Genomic DNA, 17,677 nt, shown 5'->3' with positions numbered 1-17,677 from the left:
GCGAGATGCGGATCTTCGGCCCCTGCAGGTCGGCGAGGATGGCGACGAAGCGCCCGTGTTTGGCGGCCATCTCGCGGACCAGCGCGGCGCGGGCCCTGTGCTCCTCGGCCTTGCCGTGGGAGAAGTTCAGGCGCACCACGTCGACGCCGGCCTGGACCAGGCCTTCGAGGACTTCGGGGGTTTCGGTGGCTGGGCCGAGGGTGGCGACGATCTTCGTTCTTCGCAGCATGGCGTTCATTCCTCTAGGGATGTTGTTCTGTGAAAAGCTCAAGTGGAACGGCTGATAAAAAGGATTTGCCGGCAATATCTGGTGGAGCGAGCCAGAAGTTCACACGCTGTTTTCGATGGACAAGTTCCAGTCTTCGCCAAAAACATCGCAATGAACGTACGACTCGCACCGCCAGTGTGATGGGATGGAACTTCACGGGTTACTCCGCGCGCACACGTTCGCGCGTCCTCTCCAACACTTTGCAATGAATATGAGAGTTATGCTGTCAGAGCGGCGAGTTGCAACTTCGCGAGCTGTTCCCGATGCGCAAGTTCAAATGGATGAACTTGCGTATCGCACCACTAGCCAAATGAAACGATCACTATCCTTGCTCGGCCAGGCGAGTAGATTGCTGATGGATCATTTTCCTTTCGAGCTTGAAGTAGATGAGGGCGGTGAGCAGCACACCGAAGATCTCTACCGCTGAGAGGAAGTAGAGACCCGCCGTCAGGCTGCCGGTGTATTCCTTGAGGGCGCCGATTCCGAATGGTCCCAGGTAGCCGCCCAGATTGCCGATCGAGTTGATCAGTGCGATACCGGCCGCGGCGCCGGCGCCGGTGAGGAAGCGTCCCGGCAGCGTCCAGAAGATGGCCGTGGTGGAGAAGATGGTGAAGGCCGTCAGGCTCAGCGCCATCAGCTGCATCGCCGGCATGCTTGCCCAGGCGCTCAGGAACAGCCCCAGCGCACCCAGGAAGTACAGCCCGGAGAGGTGGCCATAGCGGTCGTTCAAACGATCCGAACTGCGCGGCACGATCAGCAGGCCGATGATGCCGAACACATAGGGCACCGCCGAGATGAAACCCGTGACCAGATTGCTGTTGCCGAACTGGTTCACCAGGGTCGGCAGCCATAGGCTGAGACCGTAGTTGCTCAGGGTGACCGGCAGATAGAGCAGTGCCAGCAGCAGCACGCGGTGATCTTTCAGGGCATGCAGGGGATTGCTGTGCTCGGTCTGGCCATACTCCTTGCGGTCAGCTTCCAGCTGGTTGTCCAGCCACTTGCGATCCGCTTCCGGAAGCCAGCGCGCCTGGGCTGGCGTATCCGGCAGGATGCGCAGGGTCGGCCAGGCCAGCAGCATGGCCGGCACTCCGATCGTTACCATCAGCCACTGCCAGCCGGCCATGTTGTAAATACCGTTCAGGCCCAGCAGCGCCCCGGACAAGGGGCCGGTGATCATCAGCGCGATGGGCTGGGCCAGGATGAACAGGCCGAGCACCTTGCCGCGATGGCGAACCGGATACCAGCGGGTGATGTAGTAGAGCACGCCGGGGAAGAAGCCCGCCTCGGCAGCGCCCAGCAGGAAGCGCATCGCATAGAAGCTGTAGGGACCTTGTATCAATGCCATACAGGCCGTGATCGCACCCCAGGTGATGAGGATGCGGGCGAACCAGCGACGCGCGCCGAAGCGTTCGAGCATCAGGTTGCTGGGTACTTCGAAGATGAAATAGCCGATGAAGAACAGGCCGGCACCGAAGCCGTAGGCGATATCGCTGATCCCGAGATCGGCCGCCATGTGCAACTTGGCGAAGCCGACGGCGGAGCGGTCGATGAACGCGACCATGTAGAGCAGAATCAAGAAAGGAATAAGCCGGAGCGTAATGGTACGAATTATCTGTTTTTCCGGATTCATGGCAAAACCTCCAATTGTTGTTTTTATGGATGTTTTTTATAGGCCCGTCCCCTTTATATGGGGTGGTGGCCAGGCACACGTTGCGTCTATCGTCGCTGCCGAATTGGGCGAAGCCGACTGCGGATCGCTCGATAGAGGCGACCAGGTATGGCAAGATCGAGAAAGGAGTAAGTGTTAGGGTGGTTGTGCGAATTATTCATTCGCTCGGATTCATGACGAAACCTCCTGTTATTATTTACGGTTTTCATAAGCCATTCCTTTTTAAGGAAGAATGGCAAAACGAAAGTTACTTCACGAAGCCATCAACGCCATCGGGAATACCAGCCGAGCCCTTCTTCGGTGAGTCCCCGTGGCGAGTACTCGCAGCCGATCCAGCCGTCGTAGCCGCTGTCGTCGAGGAGCTGGTAGAGGCAGGGGTAGTTGACCTCGCCAGTATCCGGCTCGTGCCGGTCCGGAACCCCGGCGATCTGCACGTGCCCCACGCCGGCCTGGAAGCGCCGGTAGGTGGTGGCCAGGTCGCCTTCCATGATCTGCGCATGGAAGAAGTCCATCTGCACCTTGAGGTTGGGCTCGCCGAGCTCGGCGAGGATGGCGTGGCCCTCGGCCTGGCGGTTGATGAAATAGCCGGGAATGCTGCGCGAGTTGATCGGCTCGATCAGCAGGGTCAGACCGTGCTCCTGCAGACGTCGTGCGGCATAACGCAGGTTCTCCAGGTATTGCGCGCGCATCCGCGGGCGCATTTCCTCGTCCGCGACCAGACCGGCCATGGCATGCAGGCGCGTGCAGCCCAGCGCGCGGGCGTAGTCGATGGCGCGTTCCACGCCTTCGCGGAACTCCGCCGCGCGGCCGGGCAGCGCCGCCAGGCCGCGCTCGCCGGCGGCGAAGTCGCCGGGCGGCATGTTGAACAGCACCTGGGTCAGGCCGTGCCTGTCGAGCTGTTCGGCGATCTGTTCGGCCGGGTAGTCATAGGGAAACAGGAACTCGACCCCTTTGAACCCGGCCGCCGCGGCGCGGGCGAAGCGTTCGAGGAAGGGCGCATCGTTGAACAGCATGCTGAGGTTGGCGGCAAATCTGGGCATGGGGGCATCTCACCATTGGGCGCCGAAGGTCTGGCGCAGTTCTTCGATTTGTTCTTCGTCGAGCAGGCGCACCGGCTGCTGGCGCAGCAGCAGGAACAGCTTGGCCGTCTCTTCCAGTTCCTCGATGGCGTAGCCGGCCGCCTCCAGGGTCTTGCCGGACACCAGGGGGCCGTGATTGGCCAGCAGCACCGCGCTGTGCTTGCCGACCAGTCCGCTGATCGCCTTGCCGAGGCGCGGATCGCCCGGGCGATGGTAGGGCACCAGCGGCAGCCGGCCGACGCGCATGACGAAGTAGGGCGTCAGCGGCGGCAGGGCGGAGTGGGGGTCCAGGCAGTCCAGGCAGGACACCGCCGCCGAGTGGGTGCAGTGCAGGTGGACGATGGCCCCGGAGTCCTCGCGCCCGGCATAGACCGCATGGTGCAGGAAGGCTTCCTTGGAGGCCGGCTTGCCGGCCAGATGGTTGCCTTCCCAGTCGAGCTTGGCGATGTCGCCCGGATCGAGTTCGCCCAGGCAGGCGTTGGTGGGGGTGAGCAGCCAGCCGTCGTCCAGGCGCGCGCTGATGTTGCCCGAGGAGCCCGGGCTCAGGCCGCGCATGTGCAAGGAGCGGCCAACCTTGACGATCTCCTCGCGCAGTCGGGTTTCCTTGCTCATGCCAGCATCCCCCAGGCTTTCACCATGAAGTCGGCGCTGCCGAAATTGCCGGACTTCAGGGCCAGGCTCAGGGGGCGTCCACTGCTGGCCAGGGGCTGCGTCCAGGGTACGCCGGGATCGATGCTCGGACCGATGCGCAGGCCGGCGATATCCAGTGCGCCGACCACGGCGCCCGAGGTTTCCCCGCCGGCCACCAGGAGCTGGCCAACCTCCTGCTCCTGCACCAGGGTGCGAGCGATGCTCGCCAGGGCCTGCTCGACGCGCTCGCCGACCTGCTGGGTGCCGAACTGCTCCTGGACCCTGCGCACCTCCTCGGGGCTACTGCTGGCATAGATCAGCACCGGGGTCGCGGCATCCTGGCGGGCCGCCCAGGCGATGGCCTCCTCGACCAGGGCGCCGCCGCGCGCCATCAGCTCGCCCGCCTCGAGGCGGAAGGACGGGTAGTGCACCTTGGCCTGGGCAATCTGCGCCAGGGTGGCCGTGGAGCAGCTACCGCTGAGGATCGCCCGGCGGCCGTGGGGAGGTTCCAGGCGGTTGGCCGTGGCGGCCGAGGTCAGGACACCCCGCTCGCGCCAGGCGCTGGCCAGGCCCAGGGCCAGGCCCGAGCCGGCGGTGACCAGGGGCAGGTCGAGGCAGGCCTTGCCCAGCACCTCCAGGTCGCTGTTGTCGATGGCGTCGCAGATGGCGATGCCGACGCCTTCGGCGCTCAGTGCGGCGATCCGCGCCCGGGTGGCCTCGACGCCCGCGCGCAGGCTGCGGTAGTCGATCAGGCCGACCGGGCGACGGGTCTGCGGCTGCAGCACGCGCAGCAGGTTGGCATCGCGCATCGGGGTCAGCGGGTGGTCCTGCATGCCGCTTTCGTTCAGCAGCACGTCGTTGGCGAACAGGTAGCCGTTGAACACGCTGCGGCGGTTTTCCGGAAAGGCCGGGCAGGCCACGGTGAAGCGGCTGCCAAGGGCGTCGAGCAGGGCATCGCTGACCGGGCCGATGTTGCCCTCGGCGGTCGAGTCGAAGGTCGAGCAGTACTTGAAGTAGAACTGCCGGCAGCCCTGGCTCCGCAGCCAGGCGAGCGCCGCCAGGGACTGGGCGACGGCCTCCTCGGCGGGCAGGGTGCGCGATTTCAGGGCCACCACCAGGGCATCGACATCCCCGGTCGGCAGGGGCCGGTCCGGTACGCCTATGGTCTGCACGGTGCGGGCGCCGCCCCGGACCAGCATGCTGGCCAGGTCGGTGGCGCCGGTGAAGTCGTCGGCGATACATCCGAGTAGCGGCATCGCTCAGCCCTCCTCGGTGTTGTTGGGCAGGCGGATGCCGGGGAAGATCTTCGCCACGGCGATGTCGTCCTCGCGGCCGAAGCCGGCGGCCGAGGCCTGCTTGAACATCTGGTGCGCGCTGGCCGTCAGCGGCAGCGGGAAGACCGCGTCCTGGGCGCTGTCCAGCACCAGGCCGAGATCCTTGACGAAGATGTTCACCGCCGAGCGCGGCTGGTAGTCGCCGGCCAGCAGGTGGGGCACGCGGTTCTCGAACATCCAGGAGTTGCCGGCGCTGTTGCTGATGACCTCGTAGAGCGTGGCCGGATCGCAGCCCTGGCGGATGCCGTAGGCCATGGCTTCGGCCGCGGCGGCGATGTGCACGCCGGCCAGCAACTGGTTGACCAGCTTGATCTGCGAGCCCTGGCCGGCCTCGCTGCCGAGCCGGTAGACCTTGGTCGCGACGGCCGCGAGCGCCGCCTCGGCGCGCTGGAAGGCCTTTTCCGGACCCGAGGCCATGATCGTGAGTTCACCCTTGGCCGCCCGCTGTGCGCCACCGGAGATCGGCGCGTCGATCATCAGCAGCTGGTGCTCCGCCAGGCGCTCGGCGACGCGCCGGGCCGCCTGGGCGGAAATCGTCGCGCAGGTCAGAACGATACTGCCGGGCTTGAGACGTGCGGCGATGCCCTGCTCGCCGAACAGCACCTGCTCGGTCTGTTCGGCGTTGACCACCACGATGAACAGCAGGTCGGTCGTCGCCGCATGCTCGGTCGGGCCGTTCAGCGGCAGGCCGCCTTCGCCGGCGAAGGCCGCGCGGACCTCGTCGCGGATGTCGTAGCCCCAGACGGGAAGGCCGGCCCGCAGCAGCGAGCGGGCCATGCCCAGACCCATGGAACCCAGGCCGATGACGCCGCAGGATGGCAAGGGAGTACTCATTGAATCACCTCTTTGTTGTTGGTCTGTCGGATTCGTCGAGAGCGACCTGCGCCCGGCGCAGACGCTCTTTCGCGTTGTCCAGATGGTGGCTGGCCGCCAGCCGCGCGGCTTCCGCATCGCCCGCGGCGATGGCCTCGATCAGGACTTGGTGCTCTTCGTCCACCTGGCGCATGTAGAGCGGATAACGGGCCTCGTTGCGGCGGGTCACGCTGATCGCCTGGTAGAGCAATTGGTGGAGGAAATCGATGGTGGTCAGGAAGTGCTGGTTGCCGGTGGCGACGACGATGGCGCGGTGAAACGCGAGATCCTCGCGAACGCCGTCCTCGCCGCGCTCGACGGCTTCCTCCAGCGCTTCCAGGGCATTGCGCATGGCGCGCAGCTGCGCCTTGTCGCGATGGAGTGCCGCCAGCTCGGCGGCCTTGGTCTCCAGGGCACTGCGCAGCTCGAGAATCTCCATCACCGACTGCACGTTGCCCTGGGGCGAAGCCAGGCGCAGGACGACCGTCGGCGTGCTGCTCACATAGGTGCCGCTGCCCTGGCGCGAAACCACCAGCTCCTCGCGCTTGAGCATCGAGATGGCCTCGCGGACCACCGTGCGGCTGACCCCGTACTGATCGCACAGCGCCTGCTCGGTGGGCAGGCGGCATCCTGCCGGCAGGATGCCGTCCTGAATCGCCTGGGTCAGGCGCTCCGCCAGGCGTTCGGCGAGCTTGGGGGTGGCTTCGTTCAATGCTTCCACGGGGGTTCTCCTGGCAATCGCTCGTGACGGGCGAGTCCTCGGCGAGGGCTGCTTCGACTGCGGCGATTGCGCTGATCTGAAATTCATAATACAACATGACAAATGCTTGTCACGACCTTTCATCCAAAAACAAAACCGGGGCATCCCGCCCCCTCACACGAAGGTAACCACAGCATGAAAATCCTGGTCACCGGTGGTGCCGGCTTCCTGGGGAGCCGCCTCATCCAAGCCCTGCTGCAACCGGAAGCGCTCGATCTCCTGCCCGGCCACGGGCGTATCGTCTCGCTGGATCTGGCACCCTATCCCTACGAGGACCCGCGGGTCGAATCGGTGATCGGCGATATCGCCGACCCGGCGTGCCTCGCCAGGCTGGTCGATGCCGAGACCACCGTCGTCTACCACCTGGCGGCGGTCGTCAGCGGCCAGGCCGAGGCGGACTTCGACCTCGGCATGCGGGTCAACCTGGATGCCACCCGGGTATTGCTGGAAGCCTGCCGGCAGCGCGCCAAAACGCCCACCCTGGTCTTTGCCAGTTCGCTGGCGGTGTTCGGTGGCGAGCTGCCGGACAAGGTGCCGGAGGATCTGGCGCCCCTGCCGCAGTCCTCATATGGCGCGCAGAAGGCGATGGCCGAGCTGCTGGTCGGCGATTATTCGCGCAAGGGGTATGTCGACGGCCGGGTCTGCCGCCTGCCGACCATCTCGGTGCGTCCCGGCAAGCCCAATGCGGCGGCTTCTTCGTTCGCCAGCGGGATCATCCGCGAGCCGCTTGCCGGTCTGCCGAGCAATTGCCCGGTGCCTCTGGACACCCGCCTGTGGCTGTCTTCGCCGGACACGGTGATCGCCAACCTGCTGCATGCCGCACGCCTCGACGGCCAGGCCCTGGGCCTGCGGCGCACCCTCAACCTGCCGGGGATCAGCGTGCGGGTCGGGCAGATGCTCGACAGCCTAGAACGGCTGGCCGGCCCCGAAGCCCGCGCGCTGGTCGGCCATGAGCCCGATCCGCGCATAGAACGCATCGTCTGCAGCTGGCCGGGCGACTTCGACATCCAGCGTCCCCTGCGACTTGGCTTCGGCGTCGATCGCGATTTCGACGCCATCGTCGCGGCTCACCAGAGGTTCATGCAAACCCAGTGATCGTGGGTGCCGGGCGTGCGCCCGGGAGGGGGCGGCAGGCTGTGCCGCCTTCCTGGACGGGGCTGCTCTTCAGAACAGCGAGAGCGGGTACTGGACGATCAGCCGGTTGTCGTCGAACTTGTTGTTGGCGCCCCAGTCGCGGCGGATGGTCGAATTTCGCCAGCGCAGGCTCAGGGCCTTCAGCGGGCCGCTCTGCACCACGTAGCTGAGCTGGGTTTCGCGGTTCCATTCCTCGCCGTCGTCGATGTTGCCGACGTGCACGTTGGTGCCCTTGAGGTAGCGGGTCATCAGCGTCAGCCCAGGGATGCCCATGGTGGCGAAGTCGTAGTCGTAGCGCAGCTGCCAGGAGCGCTCGCGGGCGTTGTCGAAGCTGCCGTTGTAGGTGTCGTTGGCCGCGCTGCCGCCGCTGGTGCCGTTGACCCGCAGCCAGCGGTCGTCGCCGGTGACCCGCTGCAGGCCGAGGTGGAGGACATGCGCGCCGTGCTTCAGCGAGAACAGCCCGGAGAGCAGCTTGTTGTCCAGCTCGCCGGCCTGGGCGCTGCCGTCCTCCTCGCCGTCGAAGTAGCCGAGGTTGGCGCCGAGGCTCCAGTCCTTGCCGAGCGGCTGGGTGTGGGTGAGCTGGAAGTAGCGCTGCTTGTAGATGTCTTCCAGCTGGCCGAACCAGGCGCCGACCAGCGTGCGGTTGTCGTTGAAGGCGTATTCGGCGCCGGCGAAGCTGAAGCGGTCGGAAGTGACCGTGGAGTTGCCGACCCAGCTCATATCCTCGAGGCTGCTGTCGTCGCGCGGGCTGTTGCCGCGAAAGCGCCCGCCGTAGACCGTCAGGTTCCTGATCTCCTTCGAGGTGAACATGCCGCCCTGGAAGGTCTGCGGCAGCGAGCGGCCGTCGTCGGAGCGCAGGATCGGCAGTGCCGGCGACCATTCGCCGGCCTTCACCTCGGTTTTCGAGAAGCGCAGCTTGCCGGCCACCGCCAGGCGGCCGAAGTTGTCGGCCGGGTCGCCGTCCTTGCCGACGGGGAGCAACTGGGTGCCGCTGGTGCCCTTGCCGCCGTCGAGCTTGACCGACCAGAGGCCGAGCACGTCGATGCCGAAGCCGACGGGGCCTTCGGTGTAGCCCGACTGCAGGTCGAGGATGAAGCTCTGCGTCCATTCCTCGGCCTTGCTGCGGGTGGCGCCGTCGTCGACGAAGTTGCGGTGGATGTAGAAGTTGCGCAGGGTCAGGGTGCCCTTGGCGTCGTCGACGAAGGCCGCCTGGGCGCCAGTGCCGGCGAGCAGCAGGGCGCAGGCGAGGGCAGGGGACTGACGGAGCGGAAAGCGTTGGGTGCTGTTCTTCATATTGTTGTTGTTACCGGCGAAGAGTCAGTGGAAAAGGCGCAAAAAGCCCCCTCCGCGGCCGCGGATGCGTCGAGCGAAAGGGGGAAGGCCCGGCGGCAGGCGCCGGGCTGGGAGTCAGGGGCTGGAGCGGGTGTGGATCGGAGTGTTCATGAGGTTTTCCCGTTCGTTGTTGTCGTTGTCGTCACGGATTGCGTCCCTCTCCCGGCCATGGGAGAGGGGCTGCCGATCGAGTCGGTGGTGAGGCTCATCCCGTGGTCTGGGCGACCTCCAGGGCGGCCGGGTTGACCAGGTTGGCCGGGCGCCGGCCGGCCAGCGCCGCCAGCAGGTTGTCGACCGCGCAGCGTGCCATGGCCTCGCGGGTTTCGTGGGTGGCCGAGCCGATGTGCGGGGTCGCCACCAGATTGTCCAGGCGCAGGAGCGGCGAGTCGGCGGGCAGCGGCTCGCGCTCGAACACGTCCAGCCCGGCGCCGCGCAGGCGCCCGGCCTGCAGGGCTTCGAGTAGCGCTGTCTCGTCGACCACCTTGCCGCGGGAGATGTTGATCAGGATGCTCTCCGGGCGCATCCGCGCCAGTTCGCGGGCGCCGATCAGCCCTTCGGTGGCGGCGGTCAGCGGCACCGTCAGGCAGACGAAGTCGGACTCCTCCAGCAGCGCCTCCAGCGAGCGGTAGCCGGCGGCGTAGCGCTGCTCGACTTCCGGCTTGGGCGAATGGCTGTGGTAGAGGATCGGCATGCCGAAGCCGAAGTGCCCGCGGCGGGCCAGGGCCTCGCCGATGCGGCCCATGCCGACGATGCCGAGGGTCTTGCCGTGCACGTCGCTGCCGAACTGCGCCGGGCCGATGCTTTTGCGCCACTGCCCGGCGCGCACCCAGGCGGCCAGCTCGGTAACCCTGCGGGCGGTCGCCAGGATCAGCGCGAAGCCGGTGTCGGCGGTGGTCTCGGTGAGCACGTCGGGGGTGTTGGTGAGCAGGATGCCGCGCCGGGTCAGGTAGTCGAGGTCGTAGTTGTCGATGCCCACCGAGACGCTGGAGACCGCCTCCAGCTGCGGTGCGAGGTCGAGCAGCCCGGCATCCAGCCTGAGGCTGGCGCCGAGCAGGCCGTGGGCCGTGGGCAGGGCGTCGCGCAGGCGGGCCAGGCCGTCGGCCGACAGGTCGTCGATGCAGGTGACCTGCGCCTGCTGGCGCAGGCGGGTCATCAGTTCGGCGGACAGCTTCTTGTAGAGCACGATGTTCTTCATGGACGCGGATTCCTCAGGGATTGGTCGCCGGCTGCGGCTGGCGGCTGGGCAACGGCGCCGGGCGGTCGCTGTTGGTGGGGTTGAGCAGCAGGGTCAGCACCACGGCGATCAGCAGCGAGCCGCTCATCAGCAGGAAGGAAGCCTGCGGCCCGCCGGTGGCGCCGTTCAGGTAGCCGACCAGCCAGGAGCCGGCGAACGAGCCCAGCGCGCCCATGCTGTTGATCAGCGCCATGGCGCCGCCGGCGACGTTGAGCGGCAGCACTTCCGGGACGATGGCGAAGAATGGCCCGTAGGGGGCGTACATGCAGCCACCGGCCACCACCAGCAAGGCGTAGGACAGCCAGAAATGCTCGCTGCCCAAGGCGTAGGAGCCGTAGAAGGCCAGCGAGGCGATCAGCAGCGGCGGCCAGACGAAGACCTTGCGCTGCTGGAAGCGGTCGGAGGCCCAGGATACCCCGAGCATGCCGATCACCGCGGCCAGGTAGGGCAGCGAGGACAGCCAGCCGGCCTGGACGATGTCCAGGTTGGCCGCGTCCTTGAGGATCGACGGCAGCCAGAGGACCAGGCCGTAGACGCCGATGCTCCAGCAGAAGTACTGCACCGAGAGCAGGATCACCTTGGGCGAGCGGAACGCCTCGCGGTAGTTCTTCACCGGCTTCAGGCCCTGCTGCTCGGCGGCCAGCGCCTGCTGCAGGTCCTCCTTCTCACGCTCGGTGAGCCAGTCGGCCTGGGACGGGCGGTCGTCCGCCAGGCGCCACCAGATGAAGGCCCAGAGCACTGCCGGCAGGCCCTCGATGATGAACATCCAGCGCCAGTCGAACTGCTCGACCAGGTAGCCGGACACCACCGACATCCAGAGGATGGTCACCGGGTTGCCGAGGATCAGGAAGGTGTTGGCCCGCGAGCGTTCGGCACGGGTGAACCAGTGGCAGAGGTAGATCAGCATCGCCGGCATCACCGCGGCCTCGACCACGCCGAGCAGGAAGCGGATGGCGATCAGCAGGTAGACGTTGGGGATGACCCCGGTGAGGGTCGCCAGGCTGCCCCAGAGGATCAGGCTGACGAAGATCAGCTTCTTGACGCTGCGCCTCTCCGCGTAGATCGCGCCGGGCACCTGGAAGAAGAAGTAGCCGAGAAAGAACAGCGCGCCGAGCAGCGACGACAGGCCGGGGGTGATGTTCAGGTCGGCGGCCATTCCCGAGGCGGCGGCGAAGCCGTAGTTGGCGCGGTCCAGGTAGGCCAGGCTGTAGGTGATGAAAATGATCGGGATGAGGTACCACCAGCGACGGCTGGCGAGACGAGTCTCTTGCATGGGTGTCTCCTGAGCTTGTTGTTTTTGTGGTAGCAGGTGCCGGCGCGGCCGGCGGTCGTTGATCAGGCGTTCTGGGGCTGGGGCTCCTCCATCAGTTCGTGGCGATGGGGCAGGCCCTCCATGTCGCCGATGCACTGCACGGCACGGCTGCCGAAGGCGTTGCCGCGCTTCAGGGCCTGCGGAAAACTCCGCCCTTCGAGCAGGGCGCTGATCACCCCGACGGCGAAGGCGTCGCCGGCGCCGACGGTGTCCACCACCTGGGCGACCGGCACGCCATCGATGCGCCCTTCGCTGTCGGCGGTGCGGTAGTAGGCCCCTTCGGGACCGAGCTTGATCACCACCGCCTCGACGCCGCGCTCCAGGTAGAAGGCGGCGATGTCGGCGGGGCTGTCGTAGCCGGTCAGCAGGCGGCCTTCCTCGAGGCCCGGCAGCACCCAGTGGGCGAGGGCGGCCAGGGCATTGATCTCGTCGATCATCCGCGCCTGGCTCGGCCACAGCGACGGGCGCAGGTTGGGGTCGAAGGACAGGCTGCGCCCGGCGCTGCGCATGCACTCCATCAGCTCGCGGGACAGCGCCCCGCAGCTCTCCGAGAGCGCCGGCGGAATGCCGGTGGCATGCAGATGGCGGGCCTTGAGCAGGTCGGGCGCCAGGTCGGCGATCGACAGGTGGCTGGCCGCCGAGCCGCGGCGGAAATACTCCACCTTCGGGTCGCTGCCGTCGGTTTCCCGGGACTTGAGCTGGAAGCCGGTGGGGTGCGCCGAGTCGACCTGCACGTGACGGCAGTCGAGGCCTTCGCGGGTCAGGCTGTCGAGCACGAAGCGGCCCAGCGCGTCGTTGCCGACCCGGCTCAGCCAGCTGACCTTGAAGCCCAGCCGCGACAGGCCGATGGCCACGTTGCTGTCGGCGCCGGCGATGCGCTTGCCGAAGCGCTCCACCCGGGCCAGGTCGCCGCTTTCCTCGGCGACGAACATGGCCATGGTTTCGCCGAAACAGAGCACGTCGATATCACGCATGCTGGCGCTCCTCCTGCGGCTGGCCGAGGCGGGAAAGGACTTCGATGTGCTGGCGGCTGACCGCCAGCAGGTCGTCGCCCTGCAGGGGGTACTCGATGGCGCGGGGGACGCCCGGGGGAAACTCGCGCAGCAGGCGCTGCCAGTGCTGCAGGTCGACGGGCTCGGGGGGGAGCGCCACCCGCTTGCCGTCGTCGTTGCGCCCGACCGCCTTGCAGTGCACGTAGCGCACGTAGCGGCCGAGACGCTGGGCAGCCTCGTCGACCGGCTGTTCCTGCCAGAGCCAGTTGCCGATGTCGAAGGTCATGCCGATGTCCAGATCCCGGGCCTCGGCTGCGGCGAAGAATGCCTGCAGCGCCTCGATGCGCCCGCCCTGGGCGGTCTGGTCGTTCTCCACCAGCAACTGCACGGGCTGGCCGGCCAGGTGCAGCGCCAGCTCGGACAGATCGTTGCCGGCGCGGTAATGGCCGAGCGAGACCTTCAGCCAGCGCGCGCCGCAGGCATTGGCGCGCGCCAGGGTCGGTTCGAGGGCGGCGACGAGCCGGCCCTCTTCGCTCCACAGCTCGAGCGGCGCGGAATACAGGCAGTCGAGCCCCAGGGTGCGGACGGCGCCGGCCAGGGCCTGCGGGTCCGGCGGGACGGCGAACAGCTCCTCGCGCAGCTCGGCGCGGGCGGCGCCGGCCTGGGCCAGCAGCGGCAGGAAACTGGCCTGGCCGCGCTCGCGCACCAGAGTGGCGCCATAGCTGGAAAGACTGACTGAGACGGGGTAGAGGGGCATTATCGTTATTCCTCTGAAACCGGTTTCATTTTTGGCCGAACGACTCGCCGGCAGGTCGCCGGCGGGCTGTCAGCCGCGTGGGTGGGTGGAGCCTCGGATAATCAGTTGTGCCTTGAAATCGAAATGCCGGGCCGGCTCGCGGTCGCCGCGCAGGCGCTCGAGCAGGCACTCGAAGGCGGTCGTGCCGATCTCGGCGGTCGGCTGGGCAAGGGCGGTGATGCCGCTGCCCACCAAGGGATACCAGTCGAGGTCGTCGAGGGCGATCAGACCGATCTCCTCGAACAGTCGGCAGCCGAGTTCGCGCAATTGCCGGGTGGCGGCCAGGGCGGCCATGCCGTTGGCGGCGAACAGTGCCTTGGGGCCGGGGCCGGGCGCGACCAGAAAATGCTGCAGGGCTTCGCGGAAGGTCTCGCCGGTCTGCAGCACCTGGCCCTGGAGCAGGGGGCGCCGGGCGATTTCGCCGGTGAACGCCGTGACCCGCTCCTGGCGCGAGCTGGTGCCGTCCAGCGGCTCGCTGACCAGCAGCAGGTCGCGGTAGCCGCGCTGCTGCAGATGGTCCAGGGCCTGTCGTACCGCATCGCGGTTGTCCAGCCCGACCAGATCGGCTTCCAGCGCCTCGACCTTGCGGTCGACCAGCACCATCGGCAGTTCGTCGTGCAACGACTGCAGCTCGCCGGCGTGGTGGCCGAGGGTGTTCACGATCAGCCCCTCGACGTTGTACGAGCGCAGGGCCGCCAGGTGCTGGCTCTCCTGCTCGGTGCTGCGGTCGGTGTTGCACACCACCAGGCTGTAGCCGTGCTGGCGGCAGGCGGTTTCCACACCATGCATCACGGCCACGGAATAGGGGTTGAGGATGTCGGCGACGAGCATGCCGATCAGCCGGGTCCGGCCGCGCTTCAGGCCGCGAGCCATCTGGTTCGGGCGGTAGTCGAGGCGCTCGATGGCCTGCCCGATGCGCAGGGCGGTGGCGTCGGCGAGCAACTGGCGGTCGCCGCCGATATAGCGCGACACGCTGGCCTTGGAGACACCGGCGGCTTCGGCCACCTCGCTGATGGTGACGCGGCTGCCGCGGGCGGACGGGGAAGGACCGTTCACGGACCTGGGACCTCTTGTTCTTGGTGTTGTGGGTGGTTTGCGTTGCTTTGAAACCGGTTTCAGTGAAGCGCAAAGGGGGAGGGGATGTCAAGGGGAGCGAGGTGTGTGCCGATAAATGCCGGGGCGTATTACAACGTGCCCACGCAGGAGCGCTCGCCGTTACTTGATGTTGATGGCTCCCACGCTCCTGCGTGGGAGCCTTGGTTGGACTGGCCTTCCTTGAACCGACGGCAGGTCAGGGCCAACCTGACCTGAGAGATCGCTTTTCATGAACGCAGTTCATGACTCTATTCGCTGCCAGCGGATCAATGAGGAACGGATTTCATATATAGATGGCGCCGCAACGAGAGAAATCCAGGAGGCGCCATGCTGGTCAGGCTTTTCAGAACGCGGTTACTACCGATAGCGGCGTTGATGGCCTCCATGGCCACGATTTCGGCCAACGCAGGAACGGGCGGTGGCGCGGATCATCCTGACACTCGATCACCCGTCATTCGCCAGGAGAACAGCATGCGGATCAGCATCGAGATAGAGGGAACCACCATCACCGCGACACTCGAGGACAGTGAGGCCGCCAGGGACTTCGCCTCTTTGCTGCCGCTTTCGCTGACGCTCGAAGACTATGCTTCCACGGAGAAGATCAGCGATCTGCCGAAGCCTTTGTCGACCCGCGGCGCGCCCGCCGGTATCACCCCCAAGGTTGGCGATCTGGCCTACTACGCCCCCTGGGGAAACCTCGCCATCTTCCACAAGGACTTCCGCTACTCCAGCGGCCTGGTGAAGCTGGGCACGCTCGACTCCGGCATCGAACTCATGCGTCGCCCCGGGTCCTTCAAGGTCACGATCCGCAGGTTCGAGCGCTGAGGCTGCAGCGCTGGACCCGGCGGCAGCGCTGCCGTCGGGTGGCAAGGGAAAGGGATCAGGCGCTCCGCAAGTGGGTCGTCATTTCGCGTACTGAGCCTCGCTGACCTGTTCCAGCCATTCGACGTACTTGCTATCGACGGCTTCCTGGATCGCGATATGGCGCATGCCGTTGCTGGCGGTCGCGCCGTGCCAATGCTTGACGCCGGGGGCGATCCGAACCACATCGCCCGGTTCGATCTCTCGCCTTTCCTTGCCCCATTCCTGCACCCAGCCCTTGCCGGAGGTGACGATCAGCGTCTGCCCGCGTGGATGGGTATGCCAGGCCGTGCGGGCGCCCGGCGCGAAGGTGACGTGAGCGCCGCTGACCTGGCTGTATTCCGTGGGGGTGAACAGCATGTCGACCACCGCGTTGCCGGAGAAGTAGTCGGCCGGTCCGGCCATGCTGGCCTGGCTGCCATTGGCGACCACCTTGATGCCGTCGGAGTCGGCCAGTGCCGCACCGGCACAGAGTTGGGCGAGGAGCAGGGTGGCTTGGAACGGACGCTTCATGGTCATCGGTTTCCTTGCGGTTCGTGGAGAAGTGACAAGCCTCGGACTGGCGCATCACGCGCTAGCGAAGCGGGTCCTGGACAGGGGAAGGCTGCGCACGCGCTGCCCGGTGAGCACCGCCACCGCGTTGATCACGGCCGGCGGCACGCCTGGAAGTCCGGGTTCGCCGACGCCGCCCATGGGCGCGCCGCTCTCGACGATGCGCACATGCACGCGGGGCATCCGGCCGGGCGGCAGGATGGGGTAGGCGCCGAAGTTGCGCGCGCGGGGCATGCCGTTCTCGTAGACGACCTCCTCCAGCAGGGTGGACGAAAGCCCCAGCGCCACGGCGGACTTCACCTGGGCCTCGACGATGGCGGGGTTGACGATGCTGCCGGGGTCGAAGGCCACCCAGACATCGTGAACCACCACCGAACCGCCCTCGATGGACACCTCGGCGATGGTGGCGACCTCGCTGCCGAACGGCGACGCCATGGCCACGCCCCGGGCGCGCTGGCTGCCGTCGCCGGCGGTGAAGGGGCCCCGTTTCCAGCCGCCCGAAAGCTCGGCGACCGCCTGCAGCAGCGCCTTGTGCCGTGGTTTGTCGGCCAGCAGGCGCAGGCGCAGCGCGTACGGGTCCTGCTGGCCGGCATCGGCCACTTCATCGAGGAAGGATTCGTAGAAGAAGTCGTTCATCGAATGCCCCACCGAGCGCCAGTAACCGATGGTGGGCAGATGTTCCAGGTAGACCTGCGCCACTCGCCGATTGGGAATGGCGTAAGGTTTCCTGGCGATACCTTCGACCGCCGACTTATTGGCCTTGTCCGGCTGGCGGCCGAACCAGCGCTCGGTGGGACTCTCGCCGACGGCCTCGGCGTACAGGGCCTGCGGCAGGCCGTTCTCGTCGATTCCGGCGCGAAAGCGCGCCAGGCCCATCGGCCGCAGCGCATCGCGCAGGAACTCCTCTTCGCGGCTCCAGATGAGCTTCACCGGGCGTCCGACGGCCTTGGCCAGCTGGATCGCCTGGGGGAAGGGGTTCGCCGTGCCGTAGAGGAAGTGCCGGCCGAAGAAGCCGCCCAGCGGCGAGGAGTGCAGGATGATCTGCTCGGGGGCGATGCCCGCAGCCTTGGCGGCGGCCTGCTGGAACAGCTCCGGCGCCTGGTTGGGTAGCCAAAGCTCGAGGGTGCCGTCCGCGTTCCAGCGGGCGATCGCCGATGGCGGCTCCAGTTGGCCGTGGGCCAAATAGGGCGCGTCGTAGGTCGCCTCGATCACACGGCTGGCCTGCTTCAGCGCCCTGGCGGCATCGCCGATTTCCTCGGCGGCGATGCCCGGACCGGGAGCGGCGGCCAGCGCGGCGCGCATGCCGGCGGAGGAAAAATCGGCGGGCATGGCGTGCGGTGCAGGCCCCGCACTGGGCGGCGCCGCAGCCGTACTTGGTGCCGGTCAGGCCCAGTTCCTCGCGGATGACCCAGAGCAGCGGCGTATCGGGGCTGGCATCCACCTGGCGCTTCTTCCCATTGATCATCAACTCCATAGGTTTCCTCCTCGGATGGATTGGTATGCACCAGGCATCGCAGTGTTCTTGACTCGTCGGGAAGTGGCCGTGGCGACAGATGGCGGCGTTTCCGCACGCCGGATTCTTCGCGTTCTGCAGCCGGGCGGGCGCGGCCCGGATGCAGTTTCCGGGTATTAGCCCAGACGAAATGCCGGTTCAGGTAGAGGGAAAAATTGCATGGACCTATTCTTACTGTGTCATAAAGCTAGACGTTCATCTGCTCGCTATTTTTCCGTCCGCAGCACGGACAGCGATCAAGACGGCTCGCCAGCCGCTGGGCGA

17 protein-coding genes and 2 pseudogenes are annotated in these 17,677 nt (G+C 66.9%); 3 read left to right on the top strand and 16 right to left on the bottom strand.

Annotated elements, in window-relative coordinates:
• The 7 genes from EV691_RS22040 to EV691_RS22010 all read right to left on the bottom strand — a co-directional run.
• A partial coding sequence (locus EV691_RS22040) for a pyruvate kinase (RefSeq protein WP_243649670.1) occupies positions 1-229 on the bottom strand: 229 nt, incomplete at its 3' end.
• Positions 230-590: 361 nt separating this feature from the next.
• Positions 591-1,898 carry an MFS transporter gene (locus tag EV691_RS22035; RefSeq protein ID WP_131301204.1) on the bottom strand — a complete coding sequence of 436 codons (1,308 nt, stop codon included), beginning with the start codon at positions 1,896-1,898 and terminating at the stop codon, positions 591-593.
• Between the two features lie 302 nt (positions 1,899-2,200).
• Positions 2,201-2,977 (bottom strand): 2-oxo-tetronate isomerase, encoded by a 777-nt coding sequence (gene otnI, locus EV691_RS22030; RefSeq protein ID WP_131301202.1) that lies wholly within the window; start codon positions 2,975-2,977, stop codon positions 2,201-2,203.
• A 9-nt stretch (positions 2,978-2,986) separates the two neighbouring features.
• Positions 2,987-3,628, bottom strand: coding sequence for a 3-oxo-tetronate 4-phosphate decarboxylase (otnC, locus tag EV691_RS22025; protein WP_131301200.1), 642 nt, complete (start codon positions 3,626-3,628; stop codon positions 2,987-2,989).
• On the bottom strand, positions 3,625-4,902 hold the full coding sequence (otnK, locus tag EV691_RS22020) for a 3-oxo-tetronate kinase (protein ID WP_131301198.1): 1,278 nt from the start codon (positions 4,900-4,902) through the stop codon (positions 3,625-3,627). Before otnK ends, otnC begins: the two co-directional genes overlap by 4 nt.
• 3 nt (positions 4,903-4,905) lie before the next feature.
• Positions 4,906-5,814, bottom strand: coding sequence for an L-threonate dehydrogenase (gene ltnD / locus EV691_RS22015; RefSeq protein WP_131301196.1), 909 nt, complete (start codon positions 5,812-5,814; stop codon positions 4,906-4,908).
• A 4-nt stretch (positions 5,815-5,818) separates the two neighbouring features.
• Positions 5,819-6,553, bottom strand: a complete 735-nt coding sequence (locus EV691_RS22010) for a FadR/GntR family transcriptional regulator (protein ID WP_242672635.1) — start codon at positions 6,551-6,553, stop codon at positions 5,819-5,821.
• A gap of 174 nt (positions 6,554-6,727) precedes the next feature.
• On the opposite strand from EV691_RS22010, the gene denD reads away from it, so the two are divergent.
• Positions 6,728-7,687, top strand: coding sequence for a D-erythronate dehydrogenase (denD, locus tag EV691_RS22005; protein ID WP_131301193.1), 960 nt, complete (start codon positions 6,728-6,730; stop codon positions 7,685-7,687).
• Positions 7,688-7,756: 69 nt separating this feature from the next.
• On the opposite strand, the gene EV691_RS22000 is transcribed toward denD, so the two are convergent.
• From EV691_RS22000 to EV691_RS21975, 6 genes are all read right to left on the bottom strand, one after another.
• Positions 7,757-9,019, bottom strand: coding sequence for an OprD family porin (locus EV691_RS22000; protein ID WP_131301191.1), 1,263 nt, complete (start codon positions 9,017-9,019; stop codon positions 7,757-7,759).
• Between the two features lie 244 nt (positions 9,020-9,263).
• The gene (locus tag EV691_RS21995) at positions 9,264-10,253 is read right to left on the bottom strand and encodes a 2-hydroxyacid dehydrogenase (protein ID WP_131301189.1); all 990 of its coding nucleotides are present in this window, start codon (positions 10,251-10,253) and stop codon (positions 9,264-9,266) included.
• 13 nt (positions 10,254-10,266) lie between these two features.
• Positions 10,267-11,565 carry an MFS transporter gene (locus tag EV691_RS21990; RefSeq protein WP_131301187.1) on the bottom strand — a complete coding sequence of 433 codons (1,299 nt, stop codon included), beginning with the start codon at positions 11,563-11,565 and terminating at the stop codon, positions 10,267-10,269.
• Between the two features lie 62 nt (positions 11,566-11,627).
• Positions 11,628-12,578, bottom strand: a complete 951-nt coding sequence (locus EV691_RS21985; RefSeq protein ID WP_131301185.1) for a sugar kinase — start codon at positions 12,576-12,578, stop codon at positions 11,628-11,630.
• A complete protein-coding gene (locus tag EV691_RS21980) occupies positions 12,571-13,353 on the bottom strand; it encodes a sugar phosphate isomerase/epimerase family protein (protein WP_131301183.1) in 783 nt (260 codons plus the stop codon). Before EV691_RS21980 ends, EV691_RS21985 begins: the two co-directional genes overlap by 8 nt.
• Before the next feature lie 69 nt (positions 13,354-13,422).
• Positions 13,423-14,448, bottom strand: coding sequence for a LacI family DNA-binding transcriptional regulator (locus EV691_RS21975; protein WP_131301181.1), 1,026 nt, complete (start codon positions 14,446-14,448; stop codon positions 13,423-13,425).
• A gap of 366 nt (positions 14,449-14,814) precedes the next feature.
• Between EV691_RS21975 and EV691_RS21970 the strand changes: the two genes are divergently transcribed.
• Positions 14,815-15,312 carry a cyclophilin-like fold protein gene (locus tag EV691_RS21970; protein WP_131301179.1) on the top strand — a complete coding sequence of 166 codons (498 nt, stop codon included), beginning with the start codon at positions 14,815-14,817 and terminating at the stop codon, positions 15,310-15,312.
• A 78-nt stretch (positions 15,313-15,390) separates the two neighbouring features.
• Here the strand turns inward: EV691_RS21970 and EV691_RS21965 are convergent, their stop codons facing one another.
• From EV691_RS21965 to EV691_RS21955, 3 genes and pseudogenes are all read right to left on the bottom strand, one after another.
• Complete coding sequence (locus EV691_RS21965) at positions 15,391-15,861, bottom strand: (R)-mandelonitrile lyase (protein WP_131301177.1); 471 nt, start codon at positions 15,859-15,861, stop codon at positions 15,391-15,393.
• A 54-nt stretch (positions 15,862-15,915) separates the two neighbouring features.
• Positions 15,916-17,256, bottom strand: a pseudogene (locus EV691_RS21960) (xanthine dehydrogenase family protein molybdopterin-binding subunit); the annotation flags it as partial.
• Positions 17,237-17,374, bottom strand: a pseudogene (locus tag EV691_RS21955) (2Fe-2S iron-sulfur cluster-binding protein); the annotation flags it as partial. The pseudogenes EV691_RS21960 and EV691_RS21955, both read right to left, overlap by 20 nt.
• Positions 17,375-17,453: 79 nt before the next feature.
• Between EV691_RS21955 and EV691_RS23655 the strand changes: the two are divergent.
• The coding region (locus EV691_RS23655) for a hypothetical protein (RefSeq protein WP_207901114.1) at positions 17,454-17,677 on the top strand (224 nt) is incomplete at its 3' end.

The organism is Azotobacter chroococcum (genome assembly GCF_004339665.1).
GTDB classification, from domain to species: Bacteria; Pseudomonadota; Gammaproteobacteria; order Pseudomonadales; family Pseudomonadaceae; genus Azotobacter; species Azotobacter chroococcum.
The sequence above is the reverse complement of the archived record's forward strand: the minus strand, read 5'-3'. Positions and strand labels throughout refer to the sequence as shown.